This window comes from Butyrivibrio sp. INlla21, from assembly GCF_900116875.1.
In the GTDB taxonomy this organism is placed as follows: Bacteria; Bacillota; Clostridia; order Lachnospirales; family Lachnospiraceae; genus Butyrivibrio.
On sequence record NZ_FPCC01000002.1, the window covers coordinates 39,431 to 58,930 of the forward strand.

20 protein-coding genes are annotated in these 19,500 nt (G+C 42.0%); 19 read left to right on the forward strand and 1 reads right to left on the reverse strand.

Features of this window, described 5'->3' with window-relative positions; all coding sequences use genetic code 11:
* Nucleotides 1–3 precede the first annotated feature (3 nt).
* The 9 genes from secD to BM377_RS00245 all read left to right on the forward strand — a co-directional run bounded on the left by secD (nt 4) and on the right by BM377_RS00245 (nt 12,397).
* Nucleotides 4–2,301, forward strand: a complete 2,298-nt coding sequence (secD, locus tag BM377_RS00205) for a protein translocase subunit SecD (RefSeq protein ID WP_092241883.1) — start codon at nt 4–6, stop codon at nt 2,299–2,301.
* A 109-nt stretch (nt 2,302–2,410) separates the two neighbouring features.
* Nucleotides 2,411–4,234 (forward strand): single-stranded-DNA-specific exonuclease RecJ, encoded by a 1,824-nt coding sequence (gene recJ / locus BM377_RS00210; protein WP_092241886.1) that lies wholly within the window; start codon nt 2,411–2,413, stop codon nt 4,232–4,234.
* 284 nt (nt 4,235–4,518) lie between these two features.
* Nucleotides 4,519–6,012: a UDP-N-acetylmuramoyl-L-alanyl-D-glutamate--2,6-diaminopimelate ligase gene (locus BM377_RS00215; RefSeq protein ID WP_092241891.1), complete on the forward strand. Its 1,494-nt coding sequence runs from the start codon at nt 4,519–4,521 to the stop codon at nt 6,010–6,012.
* Between the two features lie 45 nt (nt 6,013–6,057).
* Nucleotides 6,058–8,316, forward strand: a complete 2,259-nt coding sequence (gene priA / locus BM377_RS00220; protein ID WP_092241892.1) for a replication restart helicase PriA — start codon at nt 6,058–6,060, stop codon at nt 8,314–8,316.
* A gap of 98 nt (nt 8,317–8,414) precedes the next feature.
* Nucleotides 8,415–8,915 (forward strand): peptide deformylase, encoded by a 501-nt coding sequence (gene def, locus BM377_RS00225; RefSeq protein WP_092241894.1) that lies wholly within the window; start codon nt 8,415–8,417, stop codon nt 8,913–8,915.
* Nucleotides 8,912–9,877 (forward strand): methionyl-tRNA formyltransferase, encoded by a 966-nt coding sequence (gene fmt, locus BM377_RS00230; RefSeq protein ID WP_092241897.1) that lies wholly within the window; start codon nt 8,912–8,914, stop codon nt 9,875–9,877. The genes def and fmt overlap by 4 nt, the downstream gene beginning before the upstream one ends.
* Nucleotides 9,878–9,912: 35 nt before the next feature.
* Nucleotides 9,913–10,620, forward strand: coding sequence for a zinc metallopeptidase (locus tag BM377_RS00235; protein ID WP_092241900.1), 708 nt, complete (start codon nt 9,913–9,915; stop codon nt 10,618–10,620).
* A 33-nt stretch (nt 10,621–10,653) separates the two neighbouring features.
* Nucleotides 10,654–11,466 (forward strand): hypothetical protein, encoded by an 813-nt coding sequence (locus BM377_RS00240; protein ID WP_092241903.1) that lies wholly within the window; start codon nt 10,654–10,656, stop codon nt 11,464–11,466.
* Between the two features lie 16 nt (nt 11,467–11,482).
* Nucleotides 11,483–12,397, forward strand: coding sequence for a helix-turn-helix transcriptional regulator (locus BM377_RS00245; protein WP_092241907.1), 915 nt, complete (start codon nt 11,483–11,485; stop codon nt 12,395–12,397).
* 115 nt (nt 12,398–12,512) lie between these two features.
* On the opposite strand, the gene BM377_RS16185 is transcribed toward BM377_RS00245, so the two are convergent.
* Nucleotides 12,513–12,653 (reverse strand): hypothetical protein, encoded by a 141-nt coding sequence (locus tag BM377_RS16185; RefSeq protein ID WP_158588862.1) that lies wholly within the window; start codon nt 12,651–12,653, stop codon nt 12,513–12,515.
* 307 nt (nt 12,654–12,960) lie between these two features.
* Between BM377_RS16185 and BM377_RS00250 the strand changes: the two genes are divergently transcribed.
* The 10 genes from BM377_RS00250 to BM377_RS00295 all read left to right on the forward strand — a co-directional run bounded on the left by BM377_RS00250 (nt 12,961) and on the right by BM377_RS00295 (nt 19,295).
* Nucleotides 12,961–13,668: a 4'-phosphopantetheinyl transferase family protein gene (locus BM377_RS00250; RefSeq protein ID WP_177223744.1), complete on the forward strand. Its 708-nt coding sequence runs from the start codon at nt 12,961–12,963 to the stop codon at nt 13,666–13,668.
* 18 nt (nt 13,669–13,686) lie between these two features.
* A complete protein-coding gene (locus tag BM377_RS00255) occupies nt 13,687–14,469 on the forward strand; it encodes a histidine phosphatase family protein (RefSeq protein WP_092241916.1) in 783 nt (260 codons plus the stop codon).
* Between the two features lie 8 nt (nt 14,470–14,477).
* On the forward strand, nt 14,478–15,875 hold the full coding sequence (rsmB, locus tag BM377_RS00260; RefSeq protein ID WP_092241918.1) for a 16S rRNA (cytosine(967)-C(5))-methyltransferase RsmB: 1,398 nt from the start codon (nt 14,478–14,480) through the stop codon (nt 15,873–15,875).
* Nucleotides 15,876–15,877: 2 nt separating this feature from the next.
* Nucleotides 15,878–16,945, forward strand: coding sequence for a dual-specificity RNA methyltransferase RlmN (rlmN, locus tag BM377_RS00265; protein ID WP_092241921.1), 1,068 nt, complete (start codon nt 15,878–15,880; stop codon nt 16,943–16,945).
* 199 nt (nt 16,946–17,144) lie between these two features.
* A complete protein-coding gene (locus BM377_RS00270) occupies nt 17,145–17,576 on the forward strand; it encodes a hypothetical protein (protein WP_092241924.1) in 432 nt (143 codons plus the stop codon).
* Between the two features lie 37 nt (nt 17,577–17,613).
* Nucleotides 17,614–17,841: a hypothetical protein gene (locus BM377_RS00275; protein WP_092241925.1), complete on the forward strand. Its 228-nt coding sequence runs from the start codon at nt 17,614–17,616 to the stop codon at nt 17,839–17,841.
* A 67-nt stretch (nt 17,842–17,908) separates the two neighbouring features.
* Entirely contained in the window at nt 17,909–18,127 is a 219-nt protein-coding gene (locus tag BM377_RS00280) for a hypothetical protein (RefSeq protein ID WP_092241926.1), read from the forward strand.
* Between the two features lie 92 nt (nt 18,128–18,219).
* Nucleotides 18,220–18,561, forward strand: a complete 342-nt coding sequence (locus BM377_RS00285) for a hypothetical protein (RefSeq protein ID WP_092241927.1) — start codon at nt 18,220–18,222, stop codon at nt 18,559–18,561.
* Nucleotides 18,562–18,623: 62 nt separating this feature from the next.
* Complete coding sequence (locus tag BM377_RS00290) at nt 18,624–18,848, forward strand: hypothetical protein (RefSeq protein WP_092241928.1); 225 nt, start codon at nt 18,624–18,626, stop codon at nt 18,846–18,848.
* An 84-nt stretch (nt 18,849–18,932) separates the two neighbouring features.
* Entirely contained in the window at nt 18,933–19,295 is a 363-nt protein-coding gene (locus BM377_RS00295; protein WP_092241929.1) for a hypothetical protein, read from the forward strand.
* Nucleotides 19,296–19,500 lie beyond the last annotated feature (205 nt).

Genomic DNA, 19,500 nt, shown 5'->3' on the forward strand with positions numbered 1-19,500 from the left:
ATAATGAAACGCTTAAAGTGGATTCCTGCGCTGATCATTATGTTAGCTCTTTTAGGGGGAATCGGTTATTCAGCAGTATTCGGACTCGGAGCAGATAAGTCAGGCTCATTGTCCAGTATCGATTTGGGACTCGATCTCGCAGGCGGCGTAAGTATCACGTATGAAGTAGACGGAGAAGAAAATCCGAGCAAAGAGGATATGGCAGATACTATCTACAAGCTCCAGCAGCGTGTAGATAATTACAGCACAGAGGCTCAGGTTTATCAGGAAGGTTCTAACAGAATCAACATCGAGATTCCCGGTGTGACAGATGCCAACACTATCCTTAAGGATCTCGGACAGCCCGGTAAGCTTTACTTCATTGCTCACCTTGATAAGGACGGCAATGAGAACTACACATATCATTCAGGTATTACAACCGACGAGGAAGGTAACATGACACTTGAAGAAGGTGTTATGCCCGGTTATCAGCTCAACAAGACAATTGAAGAGCTTGAGGCCGAAGGTTCTATCATCCTTAAGGGTGAAAATGTAGTAGTATCTGAGGTTAAGGCTCAGCAGGATCAGCACGGTGCATCAGAGCCCGTTGTTTCTCTTGAGTTTAACGAGGAAGGCAAGAAGGCATTTGCCGAGGCAACAACCAAGGCATTCAATAACAATAGAGATACTATCGGTATCTACTATGACGGAAGATTTATAAGCGTTCCCGCTGTTCAGGCTGCTCTTACAGACGGTAAGGCAATCATCACAGGTGAGAAGACATTTGAGGCAGCTCAGAATCTTGCTTCTATGATCCGTATCGGTGGACTTAAGCTTGAGCTTAAAGAGCTTCGTTCAAACGTAGTAGGTGCTCAGCTTGGATCTGAGGCTATCAATACATCACTTATTGCTGCAGCTGTAGGATTTGCGCTTATCGCAATCTTCATGATCGTATTCTTCAGAATACTTGGTCTTTCAGCTACGCTTGCACTTGGATTCTACAGCGGACTTATTGTATTCTTACTTTCCGCATTTGATATAACACTTACACTTCCCGGTATTGCCGGTATCATCCTTTCAATCGGTATGGCGGTTGATGCCAACGTTCTTGTGTTTGCAAGAATCAGAGAGGAGATTGCATCAGGTAAGGCTGTTGATGAAGCAAGAAAGAGCGGATATAACAAAGCGCTTTCTTCAATCCTTGACGGTAACATCACAACACTTATCGTAGCGATCGTTCTTAGAGCAGGCGGTACGGGACCTATCAAGGGATTTGCCGAGACACTTATGCTTGGTATCATCCTTTCAATGTTCACAGCACTTGTTGTAACAAGAGTTATTACCAACATCTTCTACGGTCTCGGACTTCAGAGCCCTGTTCTTTACGGTAAGGCTAAGCCCGTTAAGGTATTTGATTTCGTTGGAAAGAGAAAGCTCTTCTATGCGATCTCTTGCATCGTTATTGCTATCGGTATCGTATTCATGGCTGTTAACTCTTCACAGGGTAAGGGAGCATTTAACTACAGTCTTGATTTTGTAGGCGGTACATCAACAAACGTTACATTTGATAAAGAGTACACTGTTGCAGAGATTGAGAACGACATGATCCCTGCTATCAAAGAGGCAACAGGAGTTAAGGAAGTTCTTCATCAGAGAGTTTCCGGAACCAACCAGGTTATCTTCAAGAGCGCTACAATGGATATCGATCAGAGAAAAGCCGTTGAGAAGTTGTTTGAAGAGAAGTATGGTGTAAGTGCTGAGAATATCGCTGCTGAGACAATCAGCTCAACAATAAGCAGCGAGATGAGAGTAGATGCTGTTAAGTCACTTCTTATCGCACTTATCCTTATGCTTATCTACATCTGGTTCAGATTTAAGGATATCAAGTTCGGTGCAGCCGCTATCATAGCTCTTGCACACGATGCACTTATAGTAGTTGTTGCATATGCTATTTCAAGAATTTCCGTAGGTAACACATTCATCGCGGTTGTTCTTACCATCATTGGTTATTCGATCAACGATACTATCGTTACTTTCGACCGTATCCGTGAGAACTTGCACATTGCAACAGGTAAGAAGGAAATGGCTCAGCTTGTTAATAACAGTGTGTCACAGACTATCACACGAAGCTTGTTCACATCAGCTACAACCTTCTTTACAGTACTTGCGCTTTACATCTTTGGTGTAGCGGATATCAAGATGTTCGCTCTTCCTCTTATGGTAGGTGTAATCTGCGGTACATATTCATCAATCTTCATCGCTTCACCGATGTGGTTTGACCTTAAGACTAAGTTCAAGACATTCTTCGCTAAGAAGGATTGATAAGAATTATAATAAGCCGCCTGAGACTTGAAAAGTTTCAGGCGGTTTTTTCATATCAAACAGTGTTATACTGTTCATAATGAATTAAGTTTGAACAGGGGTATATTTCATGGCGAAATGGATGATTGCCAATAAGAAAGCGGATTTCGACGGATTGGCACGTGAATTTAATATAAGTAACATTACAGCGAGACTTATCGCGAACAGACTGATAAATTCTAAGGCAACGGAAAGCATCGATTGCACTTCCGAGACAGTAAACAACTATCTTAACGCAGGACCTTCGTTCCTGCACGATCCAAGACTAATGGCGGATATGGAGAAGGGCGCACAGATCATCCTTGATAAGATTAGGGAAGGCGCCAAGATAAGAGTTATCGGCGACTACGATGTCGACGGTATCTGTTCTTCATATATTCTTTTATCGGGGCTTTTGCTTTTTGGAGCAGATGCGGACTGTGTCCTTCCCGACAGGATCAAGGACGGATACGGACTCAGCGTCAAGCTTGTGGATGATGCTTTTGATGCGGGCGTTGACACGATAATCACTTGTGACAACGGAATTGCCGCTTCCGAGCAGATCGCACATGCCAAAGAAAAGGGAATGACCGTTGTTGTGACGGATCACCATGAAGTTCCGTTTGAAGAAAATGAAAACGGCGAAAAGACTCAGCTTCTCCCGCCCGCGGATGCTGTTATAGATCCAAAGAGAGCTGAGGGAGAGTATCCCTTTAAAGAGATATGCGGAGCTGTAGTTGCCTATAAATTTCTTCAGGTGCTTTCTGATATCAGTACCGATGCGAAAGTTACCGATGAGCAGAGAACAGACTTTTTTACCGAGATGATGATCTTTGCGGGAATAGCCACGGTCTGTGATGTTATGGAGCTTAAGGATGAGAACAGAGTTATAGTAAAGCAATCTCTTAAGCTTATTAAGGATACGCATAATGCGGGACTTCAGGCTCTTATCAATGTAAACGGACTTGATGCTTCAAGTCTGTCGGGATATCACTACGGCTTTATCATAGGGCCATGTCTTAACGCTACAGGCAGGCTCGACCTTGCGAACAGAGCGCTTTCTCTTTTTATGGAAAAAGACAGAGCAAAGGCTGCAGTTATAGCAGGCGACCTTAAGAGCCTCAATGACAGCCGCAAGGACAAGACCAAAAACGGAGTGGACGAAGCGGTTTCTATTGTACAGGAAGCTTCGGAGAAAAGCGGACTTCCAAAGGTTATAGTTCTATATATGCCCGATGTTCATGAATCTATTGCGGGAATTATTGCGGGGAGAATAAAAGAAAAGTACAACAGACCCACGATCATTCTGACCAAAGCTCTCGACGGAGGAGCAAAGGGCTCCGGAAGATCTGTTGAGAATTATGATATGTACGAGGGTCTTTCTGCGTGCAAGGAACTCTTTACCAAGTTTGGAGGACATAAGATGGCGGCGGGGTTATCTCTTCCCGTTGAGAATATAGATGTACTAAGAGAAAGGCTCAATGCGGATTGCAAGCTTGAGGAAAAGGATTTTGAGCCGATACTTCATCTTGATATGGTGATGCCTTTAAACGCGGCAAGTATGGATCTTGTAAAAGAGTTTAAGAAGCTCGAACCGTTTGGAACGGGCAATCCCAAGCCTTCTTTTGCACAGAAGGATGTGTCTTTATTATCGGGAAGAATACTCGGAAAGAACAAGAACTGCGGAAAGTACAGAGTTACCGACGGCGGCAAGATATACGACATGATGTATTTCGGGGATATGGAAAGATGGCACGATTTCCTAACTGAAAGATATGGACAGAGCATACTTGATGACTTGTATAATAATGGTAGAGAAGACGGTATGGTCAAGGTGAGCATAGCTTATCACCCCGATATCAATTCCTATATGGGAAGAGAGAGTCTGCAGATAATTATGGAGGATTTTACGTAAGGAGGCGCCTGCGGGCGCGGGTTCCGGCCTTTGAAAAAGACTCCGGAAAAAGAAAAAACCCCATAAACCACAAAAACACACGCGAAGCGTGTGTCTGCGGTTTCTTATGAGGGGGAGATAGTAAGTAAATGAATTACTTACTTCTTGATTATTATAATACCGTAAAAATATGAACAAAATGTGAAAAATCTATAAAAATTAGAATTAATCTTTTTTAACTAAAATAAGTATTAAAATAATTGGTTAAACAGAATAATTTTAATTAAAAACACGGAGGCTTTATTATGAAATTAAGTGAATTGATAAGTGATATTAAGTCACAGGTCACTGAGGGAAATTCATCACAAACCCTTGATCCATCAGTGGTTGAGATTAAAAATGTTGTTAATGACAACAGAAAAATCGAAGAAGGTTCACTTTTTATTTGCATAAAGGGAGCCAATTTCGACGGACATTCATGTGCCAAAGAAGCTTATGAAAAAAAAGCTGCTGCGATCGTCGCGGAACATGATGTTGAACTTCCGGAAAATTGTAAGATGGCGGTTGTCAGAGTGGACGATACAAGATATGCAATGGCGTTCATTTCGGCAGCATATTTCGGACATCCCGCGGATAAGCTCACAACTATAGGTATCACGGGAACCAAGGGTAAGACTACAACAACTTATCTGATTAAGAGTATGCTTGAGAACGCAGGACATAAGGTCGGACTTATCGGAACGATTGAAGTTATCATAGGCGATGAGCACATTCATGCAGAGAATACGACACCTGAGTCCTATAATCTTCAGGAATATATGGATAGAATGGTTAAAGCCGGCTGTGACAGTGTGGTTATGGAAGTATCTTCACAGGGACTTATGCTTCACAGAAGCCAGGGCTTTACCTTTGATATAGGCATCTTTACAAATATCGAGCCCGATCATATCGGACCCAACGAGCACAAGGACTTTGATGATTATCTTCACTGCAAGAGTCTCTTATTCAAGCAGTGTAAGATGGGAATATTAAACGGCGACGATCCGCATGTTGAGGATATTTTGAAGGATCATACATGTGAGGCCATGACCTACGGATTTTCCGAGGGAGTTGATATCAGAGCGATCAACCTTGCTTATATTCATAAGCCCGGCGAACTCGGAGTATTTTTTGACACGGAAGGCATCATAAATATGCATGCCGAAGTCAGAACTCCCGGTAAGTTCAGTGTGTACAACGCTCTTTGTGCGATCGCGGTTGCCAAGCATCTTGGCTGCAACGACGAGCAGATAGCGAAAGCGCTTAAAGAGGCTAAGGTTAAGGGCCGTATAGAGATGGTCAAGGTATCCGATGACTTCACTCTTATGATCGACTACGCGCACAACGCAATGGCGCTTAAGAGCCTTCTTTCTACACTCAAGGATTATCATCCCAACAGACTTATCAGTGTCTTTGGATGCGGCGGTAACAGAAGTAAGCTCCGTCGTTTCGAGATGGGTGAAGTGAGCGGTAAGTACGCGGACTTTACTATCATCACATCCGATAATCCGAGATTTGAGGAGCCTCTTGATATCATGAAGGACATTGAGACCGGAATGAACAAGACCGACGGTAAGTACATTATGATCGAGGACAGAAAAGAAGCGATCCGTTATGCGATAAACAACGGTGAGCACGGAGATATCATCGTGCTTGCGGGTAAGGGACATGAGGACTATCAGGAGATCAAGGGAGTTAAATATCCCATGGATGAAAGAGACCTCATTGCTGATATACTTAAAGAAAACAGTGATAAGTGATCTGGGTTTCGATCTCTTATCATACAGGATAAAAGGAGAGATTTTTTGACAGCATGTGAGTATGCAAACGTCATAATAGATATATCTCACGAGAAGGTCGACAGGCCTTTTCAGTACAGGGTTCCCGAAAGCTTACGAAGCAGTATCGACATCGGGGATCCTGTTTATGTGCCTTTCGGAAGGGGCAATACCAGAAGAAAGGGTTACGTAATTTCTTTTACCGACGAAGCGGATTGGGACCCTGCCAAGATCAAAGAAATAGAGGGGATCGTTAAAGACAACATCTCCGCGCAGGATATCTCGATAAGACTTGCCGCATGGATGAAGCATCACTACGGCTCGACCATGATAGCGGCGCTTCGAACGGTTCTTCCTTCTTCCAAGAAGCAAAACAGACAGGTTCATAAGTATGTTTCGCTTCGACTTCCTTTGAGAGAAGCAACGGAATACTACTATGAGTGTGTTCGAAAGAAGCAGTCCGCAAGAGAGAGGATAATAAAAGAGCTTCTCGATAATCCCGAAGACAGAATACCTTATGAGCTAATAACGGGTAAGCTCGGTGTTACGTCGGCTACACTTAAGGCTCTTTCCGATAAGGGAATCATCAAGATAGAGAGCGAGGAGTATTACAGAAATCCCATCGCGGCTTCTTCCGACAGATATGGGAAAAAGACCTTGAGCGATGAGCAGCAGGCTGTTGTAAGCTCTTTTTCCAAGGATTATGACGAGGGCAAAAGAGATACCTACCTGATCCACGGGATCACGGGTAGCGGAAAGACTGAAGTATATATCGCACTTATAGATGATGTGATCAAAAGAGGCAAGCAGGCGATAGTGCTCATTCCTGAGATCGCGCTCACATATCAGACTTTGATGCGCTTCTATCGGCATTTCGGAGACAGGGTATCCGTCGTGAATTCATCGATGTCTCCGGGAGAGAAATTCGATCAGATGGAGAGAGCAAGGACGGGCGATATAGATATAATCATAGGCCCGAGATCGGCTCTTTTTACCCCGTTTTCCAACCTCGGAATAATAATTATCGATGAGGAACATGAGACCACTTATAAGAGCGAAACAATGCCCAAATATCATGCGAGAGAAACTGCGATAGAGCTGGCAAGACTTGTACCGGACGGAGCAAGTGTTGTACTTGGCTCTGCGACGCCTTCTCTTGATTCTTATTACAAGGCTCATAACGGTCGGTACAAGCTCTTTGAGCTTAATAAAAGACTAACGGGCGGAACGCTTCCGATGGTTGAGATCGCGGATCTAAGAGAGGAGCTTCGAAAAGGCAATCGTTCTATCTTTTCAATAAGATTGCAGGAGCTTATCGAGGACAGGCTTTCAAGGAAAGAGCAGGTGATGCTCTTTATCAACAGGAGAGGCTACGCGGGCTTTGTCTCATGCAGGGCTTGCGGACATGTGTTTAAGTGTCCGCACTGTGATGTCGCACTATCCGAGCATAGGGGAGGACGCCTTGTCTGTCACTACTGCGGCTACGAGGAGCCTGCCAAGAAGATCTGTCCCAAGTGCGGCTCTAAGTTTGTATCTTCATTCAGAGCGGGTACGCAGCAGATAGAGGACGAGGTCAAAAAGTTCTGGCCCGATGCGAAAGTCCTCAGAATGGACGCGGATACGACGAGAACAAAAGGAAGCTATGAAAAGATATTGTCGGCTTTTGCCAACAAGGAAGCCGATGTTCTTGTGGGAACACAGATGATCGTAAAAGGGCATGATTTCCCCGATGTTACTTTGGTGGGAATCCTGGCAGCCGACATGTCGCTCTATGCCTCGGATTACAGGGCGAGTGAAAGAACTTTCCAGCTCCTTACACAGGCGGCGGGACGAGCGGGAAGAGGAGAAAAGCCCGGCAACGTCATTATCCAGAGCTATCAGCCTGAGCACTACAGCATAATCACTGCGTCCAAGCAGGATTACAAGGCTTTTTACGAAGAGGAGATCGCTTATAGAGATATATTAAGATACCCTCCGATCTCGCATATGATGTGCGTTCAGGTGCAGAGCGCAGGCGAAGAAAGAGGTATGCAGTTTGCAAACAGACTTCGGGCTCTTATGGAACAGCAAAAGATCAAAAACGCAGTGTTTATCGGACCTGCCTTTGCATCTGTCGGCAAGATAAACGATGTATTCAGGATAGCCGTGTACGTTAAACTCGATGACTACGAGATGCTCGTGGAACTTAAGGATGTTCTTGAGAAATTTGTAAGAGAACTTAATGATGCCGGAAAGATAAGGGATATTTCCGTGCAATTTGATTTTGATCCCGTAAATGGATATTAGTTTCCAAAACCCCCATATTTATCAAAAGTATTTGATAAGTGTGGGGGCAACGTTTTATAATAAGCAGGAACACAATATATAAATTAAAGGAGGCCATAATGGCACTTAGAACTATAAGAGAATTCGGCGATGAAGTACTTGCACGCCGTTGTAAAGAGGTAAAAGAGATCACACCAAGAATCAAAGAGCTTGTACAGGATATGATAGAAACTATGTATGAGGCTGACGGCGTGGGACTTGCCGCTCCTCAGGTCGGAGTACTTAAGAGAATTTTTGTTATCGATGTTTCACCCGAAGGGGATTCACCAATGGTATTCATCAATCCCGAGATTCTTGAGACTAGCGGAGAGCAGACAGGCTACGAAGGATGCCTTTCCGTTCCCGGTAAATCCGGAATCGTTACGAGACCCAATTACGTTAAAGCTAAGGCTACCAACCTCGACGGCGAGGAATTTGTGGTAGAAGGCGAGGAGCTTTTTGCCAGAGCCATCCTTCACGAGAACGATCACCTCGACGGACATATGTATGTGGAAAAGGTAGAAGGCGAGCTAATTAATAACGAGGATCTGATCGCACAGAATGAGGAAGCACAGGAATGAAGATAGTTTTTATGGGTACGCCCGATTTTGCGAGGGCAGCACTTGAGAAGATAATAGATGCGGGCCACGACGTTGTTCTTGTTGTGACACAACCCGATAAACCCAAGGGAAGAAGCGGCGAGCTTCAGATCTCGGATGTCAAGGATTGTGCGCTTAAGTACAACATCCCTGTATTTCAGCCCGTTAAGATAAAAGAAGCTGATAACGTTGCTTACCTTAAGAATATAGACGCTGATATCTATGTGGTTGCGGCCTTCGGCCAGATCTTGTCAAAAGAGATCCTGGATATCCCGAAATTCGGCTGCGTTAATATACACGCATCTCTTCTTCCGAAGTACAGAGGTGCCGCACCTATTCAGCAGTCGATCATTGACGGAGAAGAAAAGACCGGCGTGACCATCATGCAGATGGCAATAGGCATGGATACGGGAGATATTCTTATTCAGAGAGAAATCCCCATTGATGAAGAAGAGACCGGCGGCGGACTTTTCGATAAGCTTTCCGATCTTGGCGCGGAGCTCATAGTAGACGCTCTTCCCAAGATAGAGAGAGGCGAACTCACACCCGTTCCTCAGGACGAAGCTCTTGCCACCAAATGCGGCAAGCTTTCCAAGGATATGGGTAAGATTGATTTTAGCAAGGACGCCAAGACGATAAGGAATCTTGTAAGAGGCCTTAATCCCTGGCCTAGTGCATTTACGCACCTTGACGGCAAACTCCTTAAGATCTGGAAAGCACAGGTTCTTAATGAGTCTCAGGTAAAAGAACTTTCGAATGAGAAAGCTCTTTTGACAGGGGCAGAGCCCGGAACGGTCGTATTTACAGGGAAAGAAGCCTTTGTGGTTTCAACAGGAAAAGACTATCTTTCGGTAAACGAAGTACAGCTTGAAGGAAAGAAGCGTATGGCTGTTAAGGATTTCCTTCTCGGATATAAGCTGGAAGCCGGAAGCAAGCTTTTTTGACAATAAAGAATTAATGCGGTAAAGGAGATGAGTATATGTATTACGCAAGAGGATTTTATGGATACGGATTCGATCCATTGTATATTTTGGTTATTATCATGGGTATTCTGTGCATGGTTGCAAGCAGCAGAGTATCTTCCGTTTACAAGAAGTATGCGAGGATCAGAAGCAGGAGCAATATGACCGGAGCTCAGGTTGCCATGGAGATCCTTCGCAGAAACGGTATCACCGATGTGAGCGTAAGACATGTCTCAGGTAATCTTACCGATCATTTCGATCCGAGAACCAAAACGGTTAATTTATCGGATGCTACCTATGATTCACCGAGCGTTGCTGCTGTCGGAGTTGCGGCGCATGAGTGCGGACACGTCTGTCAGCATGAATTCGGATATCTGCCGCTAAAGATAAGAACAGCTATTGTTCCTGCGGCGAGTATCGGTTCCAAGGCGGGAATTCCGATTCTTATTTTGGGAATGCTCTTAAGCTTACCGTTTCTTATTAAGATTGGAATCTGGGTATTCTCACTTGCTGTTCTTTTCCAGGTTGTCACACTCCCCGTTGAGTTTGACGCTTCAAGAAGAGCTCTTGTGATGCTTGATGAATACGGTATCCTCGATCAGGAAGAGCTTTCACACTCCAAAAAAGTTCTTTCCGCTGCGGCAATGACCTACGTTGCAAGTGCCGCATCGGCAGTAGTACAGCTACTTAGACTCGTACTTCTTAACGGCAGAAGAAGAGACTGAAAGTTGTTTTAAACTTGAGGGATAAGGCTTGCGATGAATGATAGTAATGTAATAGGGGCGATACTTGGCACGGAGCGAACGAATCTTTCGCTTACGATCAGCAAAGTATGTGATGGCCTTTGTAGTGCATCTACATATAACAGATATGAAGGCGGCAAGATGCTGCCTGATAAGTTTATGCTGTCCGCGCTCCTTGAGCGAATGGGTAAAAATTCAAACAGAGTTTTATATACGGTAACCGATGAGGAACATAGACTTCTTGATATCAAAAAAAATCTTTTGGAGTCCATCGAGAATGAAGATTCCGAAAAGACAAGGCAATATCTTGAAGAGTATTCCTCTATTCCCAAAACAAGGAGCAAGAATATTCATAAGCAGCTTGAACTTGAGGTGCGTGGTGAACTGTGCCGAATGAGCGGTGATACGAAAGGTGCTTTGTCTTTTTACAAGGAAGCATTTGAGCTGACTTGCAAGAAAAAGCTTGACGATATAGACAATTCGCTTTATACGGTCAGAGAATTTGGACTGTTGTATAAGATTGCAAGTATCAGTGATCATAATCTGCTTTTTAAGCTTGGTTATTTCCTTAAAAAGCTGAATGATAATCATTATTTGAAGGTTGTTTATTATGGGGAACTGATCTCGGAGCTGGTAAGTGAATCCGAGAACAGATGGATGAAGCAGGTGCAGCTTGAGTATATTGAGAGCGCATTGCAATATAAGAGGCTTATCAAACAAAGTAAAGGTGTGGTAAGACTTTTGGAGCTTAAGAAAAAATACGCCGGAGAGCTTAGCGAGGAAGAAGAGACAATACTTAAATTTGACGATCTTCTCGGCTGGAATTGATGGGGAACAAGATGCTATGAGCGTATACAAAAAATCTAAGTTATTAAAATCACATAGAGTTGAAAAGGGTTTTTCCAGGGAAAAGCTTTCCGAAGGAATCTGTGATATCACTACGCTCAAGAGATATGAAAATGAGGGGATGCTCCCAAGCGAGGATAACTACAGGCTGCTTCAGGAGAAGATGGGCGGAAGACCCGAGCAGATCATAATGTCTTATGATATGGGGCTCTTTGTTGATGGTGACAGGTACGTTGAGTATGAGAATCTTTTGAATAATCAGAAGTATGATGAGCTTCGTATGAAGATGCAAATACTTAAAGAGGGGCTGAAAAATGTAGAATCTGTTGAAAAAGAGCAGTTCCTTGCCAGGCTGGAAACTCTTACTTATTATGACTATACAAAAGAGATGTTGGAGATCCAAGAAGGATTATTAAAAAAATCCGTGCCTGATTATAAGGATGGAGAGTTTTCCATAACTCGTTTATATAATGACACTGAGTTAAATCTTTTGAATGATATAGCCATAACGAATGATAAGATCGGTTGTACCGAAATGGCTGTAAAAATATTTGAAAAACTCGATGTTTATCTTGGACAGGCTGAAGATAATAAGGACAGCATGATAGCTGTGAAGATATATTTCAATTATGCGAATACTCTTGGCCTTAGCGGAGAATATGAGAAGTCTATAGAGATTTGTAAAAAAGGCATTGCATTGGAAAAGAAAAACTCTTGTCAGGAGCTACTATATGCATTGGTATTTAATATAGGCTGGCTATATGATCAAATATGGATGGACAATCATGACGAGAAATATAAGAAGGCTGCCAAAGAATATGTGGGATTATCGTTGGCACTGGCTAAGTATTTTGATGAGTCTCCGATCAACACACCAACGATAGAAGGATATTATAAAGAGAATTTTACCTAAGTTCTTTATATTACAAAATAAAAAACGCACCGTACATTACTAAGAATGTGTGGTGCGTTTTTTGATGTTTTTTCTCCCCCAAACTATTCTATGAAAAAACATTTATTCAAATAGCTCAACGATGAGCAATAAGAATACAAGCTAACTCATATTTTACCGGAGGAGGATAGATTCCTGCATCAGGCTCTTTGATTTTTGCTACGAGTCCAAGTACAAGTGTTGCAAGTAAAGCTGCTGAAACTAACATCTTTTTCATATCTTTTCTCCTTTCAGTTATTACTGATTAAGTATAATTATATTCATGATAATTCATATCAAAAGGGCGTATCGTGCAATAAAATTTGTACGAAATACGCCCTTTTAGTATAGGGGGGATAGTGGTAAGGTCTTCTTATAAAGATGGGTGAGAGGTAAGCCAAGCGGTGATTATAATGGGGGTTAAGTCATTGCTTGGACCCCTCATTTTTTTTGTGCCAAAATTTCAGACTTTCGGTCAAGTACCTGCAAATTTCTCGTATATATCTGATATGTGGTATAATTTGCATGGCAATTTTAAAAGAGGGTTGATTGAACATATCATGATGCAGGTTTATGTATTAGATGCATTAAAAGAATTTAGCGATAAAAGATTCGAAGAAGCTTTGAAATATGTGGATGAGGCGCAGAGAGAAAATATTCTGCGTTTTCATTTTGATGCGGATAAAAAGAGGTCTCTTGCGGGACTTCTTTTGTCTTATTATGCGATCTTTACAGGATTTGGACTAGCTCCGAAAGACATAACGTTTGACAAGAATAAATACGGAAAACCTTTTGTAAAAGACCGTGATGATATTTTTTATAATATCTCTCATTCGGGTAATTACGTAGTGTGCGCGATCGGCAGTAGCCCGGTGGGCATTGATGTTCAGGAGCATAAGAGCGCGGATTTAAACATTGCCGACAGATTTTTTTCCAAGGAAGAAAAAGAAGCTCTGGCTTTGGAGACAAGCGAGGATGCAAAGAGAAAGCTCTTTTATGATCTGTGGAGTCTCAAGGAAGCTTATATCAAGTGCATCGGTATAGGACTTTCCAAACCTTTGAATGAGTTTGGCATTATCAAGAAAAACGGTATTTATAAGTTGTACGAAGACGACGCTGAGCTTAATGATTATTATTTTAAAAAATACGATATCGCAGAGAATTACAGCCTTTGCGCGTGTTCAAAAGATGACTCTTTTCCCAAGAATTTCAGTCAGATCGGATATGATGGTATAATGGGTTTATATCATTAAAAAAAGAGAGTTGATTATATGAAACTGATTTTTATCAGGCATGGTGACCCTGACTATGCCAGAGACGGACTAACCGAAAAGGGAAAAGTTGAGGCCAAGGCGCTGGCCGATATGATAGAGCGCTACAATATTGACGATGTGTATCAGTCTCCGCTTGGAAGAGCGGTTGAAACAGCGGAATATTCGCTGAAGGTACTTGGAAAGAAGGTGACAACCTGCGAGTGGCTTCGTGAATTCCCTGCTCTTATAGATCCTAATCTCTCGGAAGAAGTCCGCAGAGCTTATTCTAAGGATCGCAAGATAAATCCGGAAACAGGAAAATATGAAAAGCGCGTTGTTTGGGACATCCTTCCATCCTACTATGGAAGCCATCCCGAGCTCTTTGACTACAACGGTTGGAGAGACGCAGAACTAATGAAATACAGCAATGCCGTCGAGGTCTATGACCGGGTTACTTCGGAGTTTTCAAAGCTCCTTGAGTCCTACGGCTATGTCAGAGACGGCTGTGCTTATAAGGTAAAAGAGGGAAATGACAAGACCATAGCTTTCTTTTGCCATTACGGTATCACGAGCGTTATGCTGTCATATCTGTGGCATATATCACCGATGGTTCCGCTTCAGTTCTTATGCATAGCACCGAGCGCGGTTACCGTAGTTGTTACCGAGGAAAGAGAAAAAGGAATCGCAACATTCCGAACAAGCAGGGTGGGAGACATCTCACACCTTAATCTAATAGGGGAGAAGCCTTCATTTTCAGCCAGATTCTGTGAAGTATTCGAGAATGAAGATGAAAGGCACTAATAATTATAATGGCAAATATCAGAGAGATCGTTTTAAATATACTAATCGAATACGACAAGGAAGGCAGTAAAAAGGCAGGTCTTATTAAAGATGTTCTTGAAAAGTACGACTATCTTGAAACCAGGGACAAGGCATTTATAAAGAGAGTCGCCGAAGGCTGCATAGAGAGAAACATACAGATTGATTATGTGCTCGATTCTTTTTCCAAAGTCGAAGTAAAAAAGATGCAGCCCTTTATCAGAAGCCTTATGAGAATGGGCGTTTACCAGATCATGTTCATGGACTTGGTTCCCGACAGTGCTGCATGCAACGAGGCGGTTAAACTCGCGCAAAAGCACAAATTTACGGGGCTTAAGGGCTTTGTAAACGGCGTCCTTCGAAATGTTTCAAGAAATAAAGATAATATAGAATATCCCGATAGAACTGAGGATGGCGGAGCTAATTATCTTTCGGTCCTTTATTCCGTACCTAAGTGGCTTTGTAAGATGTGGCTCAATGACTACGGCTTTGAGCGCACGGAGAATATATTGAAATTCTTCCTTGAGCCCAGACCCACGGTAATTCGTTGTGCCGGAACAGATATAGGAGACAGTGTTAATGGTCCCAAATTTGTTTCGGAGCTAAAAAAAGAGCTCGAGGATGCGGGAGTTGTTGTAAAAGAAAACCCGATCCTTCCCTATGCGCTCGAACTTGAAAAAACAGATAACATCAAATATCTTCCGGGATTTTCCGAAGGGAAATTCGCGGTTCAGGATGTAAGCTCAATGCTTGTTACAGAGATCGCTAATCCTTTAAAAGGCCAGACTGTTATCGATGTTTGCGCCGCACCCGGCGGAAAGAGCATGCATGCTGCACAGGCAGTGGGAGAGGAAGGAAAGGTCTTTTCACGAGACGTCTCTGCCGCAAAGAAAGAGCTAATTGCAGAAAACGCAGACAGACTTGGTCTAAATAACATCGCAATCGAGATAATAGATGCCAAGATTCATGATGAGAATATGAAAGAAAACGGCGATATTCTCTATCTTGACGTTCCCTGCTCCGGACTTGGAATCATCGGAAGAAAGAACGATATCAAGCAGAACATCAGGAAAGAAAAGCTCAGCGATCTTACCAAGCTTCAGTGGGATATCGTAAAGTCTTGCTGGGACTACGTTAAGGTAGGCGGAACTCTTATGTATTCTACCTGCACCGTCAACAAGGACGAGAACGAGAACATGGTCAAGAGAATCTGTGAAGAGTTTCCGTTTGAACCCGTTGATATAACAAGACAACTTCCTCAATATATTCTCGACAATGACAAATACAACATAAAAGATACAGCCAAGAAAGGCTATATTCAGCTTCTTCCCGGAGAATTCGGAACCGACGGATTCTTCATCGCAAAGCTTAAAAGAGTTGATAGATAATTATGAGTGAATATATATTAGGTCAAGACAACAAAACAGACATTAAATCCCTTAACCTTGATGAACTCACGGCTTTCATCAAGGATATCGGTGAGCCCGCATTTAGGGCGAAGCAGCTCTATGACTGGATGCATGTCAAGAGAGCAAGAAATTACGATGAGATGAAGAACATACCCAAGACACTTAAAGAGAAGCTTTCCGAGAAATGCAGCTACACAAGCCTTGAGGTGGTGCAGGTTCAGGAATCTCACATTGACGATACCAAGAAATTTCTTTTTGGCCTCTATGACGGCAACGTTATAGAGAGCGTTTTTATGAAGTACAAATTCGGAAACAGCGTGTGCATCTCTTCTCAGGTAGGATGCCGAATGGGCTGCAGATTCTGTGCTTCTACGATCGATGGCGTTGAGAGGAATCTTTTGCCCTCGGAGATGCTGGATCAGATCTATTCAATATCCGAATATCTCGGAGAAAAGATATCCCGAGTTGTTGTCATGGGTAGCGGAGAGCCGCTTGATAACTACGACAACCTTCTTAAATTCATAGAGCTTTTGTCAGATGAGCACGGAATGAACCTGGGGCAGCGTAACCTCACGGTTTCTACCTGCGGTATAGTTCCCAAAATCCTGGAACTTGCCGACAAGAAGCTTTCCATAAATCTGGCTCTTTCACTTCACGCTTCCAACAACGATAAGAGAAAAGAGCTTATGCCGATCGCCAATAAATACGAGATACATGAGGTACTCGATGCCTGCAAGACCTATTTTGACAAGACAGGAAGGCAGCTTACCTTTGAATATTCGCTTGTTTCGGGCGTCAATGACACCGATGAAGACGCAGCGGAATTATCGGAATTGTTAAGAGGAATAAATTGTGTTGTTAATCTTATTCCCGTTAACCCCATAAAAGAGCGAGATTACAGACCTACAGACCGTTCCGGGGCATTGGCATTTAAGAATAAACTTGAAAAAAATCGAATAAATGTTACTATAAGAAGAGAAATGGGCAGGGATATTGATGGAGCCTGTGGACAGCTAAGGAAGCGGTTTTTAGACGACGTGAAAAATTAATGGTGGGCACCGGTGCCCAGGTTGGAACGAGATATCAATTTTTGGTCTACGAATTTTCGTAGGCCTTTTTATTTATATATGTTTTTCTTAGTTAACTGTTTGTCGTCTACGTCCCTATTAATATTTTGGGCACACGGACGACAAATTTATATTTTATTATTTCCTCAACGACATTTTTATAAAAGGAGGGGATAATAAAATGGGCAGCATGAAGGTAAGGCCAGTAGTATCTAAGAAAAACAACTATCACATTTCGAAACACCGTTTCTACGAACTTAAGCACTATTGCTTGCAGTATGATGAGTGGATTGACGAACTTAGGGGACTTAATGATGGTGTAAAGTCAAGCTCAGTCATCACATTGGAAGATAGTCAGATAGCAAATAATGATGATCCGGTTTTAGACGTTGTTACAAAGAAATCTGAGCTTAAAGAAAAGATTGATATGATCATCAATTGCGCAAAGAAAGCAGACAAAGAACTATGGACTTATATAGTAAATGCTGTTACAAAAGACTTATCGTTTACAGAGCTTAAAATGCTTTATAGTATACCTCGTGGTAAAAATCAGTACTATGAAAGCTATAGGAGATTCTTCTTTATTCTCTCGCAAGAAAAACATGTGTTCTAGTAGAAGCTAAAAACACGATTTTAAGGAGGATTAGAAGATGACAAAACCTAAACATTATGAAGAGATCAAAAGATATATTAGCACAAACGACTATCATGAGTTTGTTAAATGGATTGGCTATATGGTAGCTTATCAGATTGAACACAAGGCTTATGCTAGATTCGTTGAGGGTAATTATATCTGTAAGATTGAAATCATTGGTAAAGATAGTGATGAAATCGAAGAGATCAAGAAAGAAATTGGTTTTTACTTTGATGAAGATTGAGCGCTACATGCGCTCTTTCTTTTTGTGTTATAATACCCTTAATTTAAGTTTTAAGGAGGGTTTTGATATGATGTTAGACATGGCATGTAAAAAAGCATTTGAAGGCGGTTTTAGCACGATTAAAGGGTATAATATCGACGGTAATGTAATAAATCTTGATTGTAACTGTGGTGATTCTACTTATTCCGCCAGAATTATATTTAAGGGTACGAACTATCATACGGATAGTGCATATGATAATGACGATGTTATGCTGTTTGCATCGGCGATTCAGAAGAATTTATAAGGGTTAGTATCTACGAAGGCGAAGGCTCTGCAGAAATGCAGGGTCTTTTTCTTCGCAATATTTACATATCCTCTTATAGGAGGTATGAGACTATGAAAGATATTGAGAAAATTATTGAATTATCTAGAAGATGTGCACCAACTATATTGGCGGGGGCAGCATTATGTATGATGCCGAGCGTATTTTTAGCAAAACAACAATTCGCACTTAATATGGCGAACAAGACTGTTGTAGAGCATGTTGATAACTATAGAGAAAAAGTTATTGAGTTTGCTCATGATGATCTTGATCGTGATATTAAGGAGAGGAGAAGAAATGCTATGAGAGTTCGGAAGAATGCAGATATCTACGATGCTTATATAGAGTGGATGCCGCAGGTAAATGAGGCTCAAATCTATGAGGCTTATAACGAATACAAAGAGCTCGGGATTTAATCCTGGGTTCTTATTTTTTCGCAAATAATACAACGCTTATAGTAGAAAAGGAGGAAATCGTTATGCCTAGTAAAGAAGAGTTAATAAAACTTATTGAGGAAATTGATAACTATCTTGGCAATGCAAAAGAGTTTTTTGATAAACACGAGGGTGAAAAAGTAAATATTGAAGATGTAGATAGAGTAACGGCCTTATGCGTATCAACAATCGATTTGCTTGCTAAGCAGTACAGACTTAAAAGGTTATTACTTAACGAGTATGGCGTTATGATTTTAACTAAGAATTGAGCGTTTCATGCGCTCTTTTCTTTTCGCATATATTACACAGGTGATTATAGAAAACATAGTATCTACGATGAAAGGAGAACATTTATGGAAACTGTAGATAACAGAACTTTTAAACAGAAGGTTCATGATTTCACGAGTAAAGCAAAAGGAAAGGTTGACACTTGCGTATATAATATAAAGCGCACAGTTAAGGATCATCCGATGGAGACATTTACTATAGCATGTCTTGCGGTTCCGGGAGTGCTTAGGGTAGTTAATTCAGCTATCAGAGCACATTCTCAGAATCAGGAGACGCGTTATAATGAGTGTGATATCTACGATCCAAGAACTGGCACACATTATTACACAAAGAGACCCCTATCTAATACTCAGAAACTGAATCTTGAAAATGAGTACAAAGCAGGAAGAAATAAAGGTGAAATTTTACGTGATATGAAGATGTTATAAAGTATATGAGCTTACGGAAACGTAGGCTCTATATTTTCGCAAAGTTTACACCTCTTATTATAGAAGGAGGTAGATAAGAATGAATATTATATTATTTTATTTAATTATTGGTATTGGGAGGCGATTAATTTTGCAAATAATAGCAAAACCAGAATATGTAAAAACTCGGATACGATGAGTTCGATACCGTAACTAATGGCGCGGT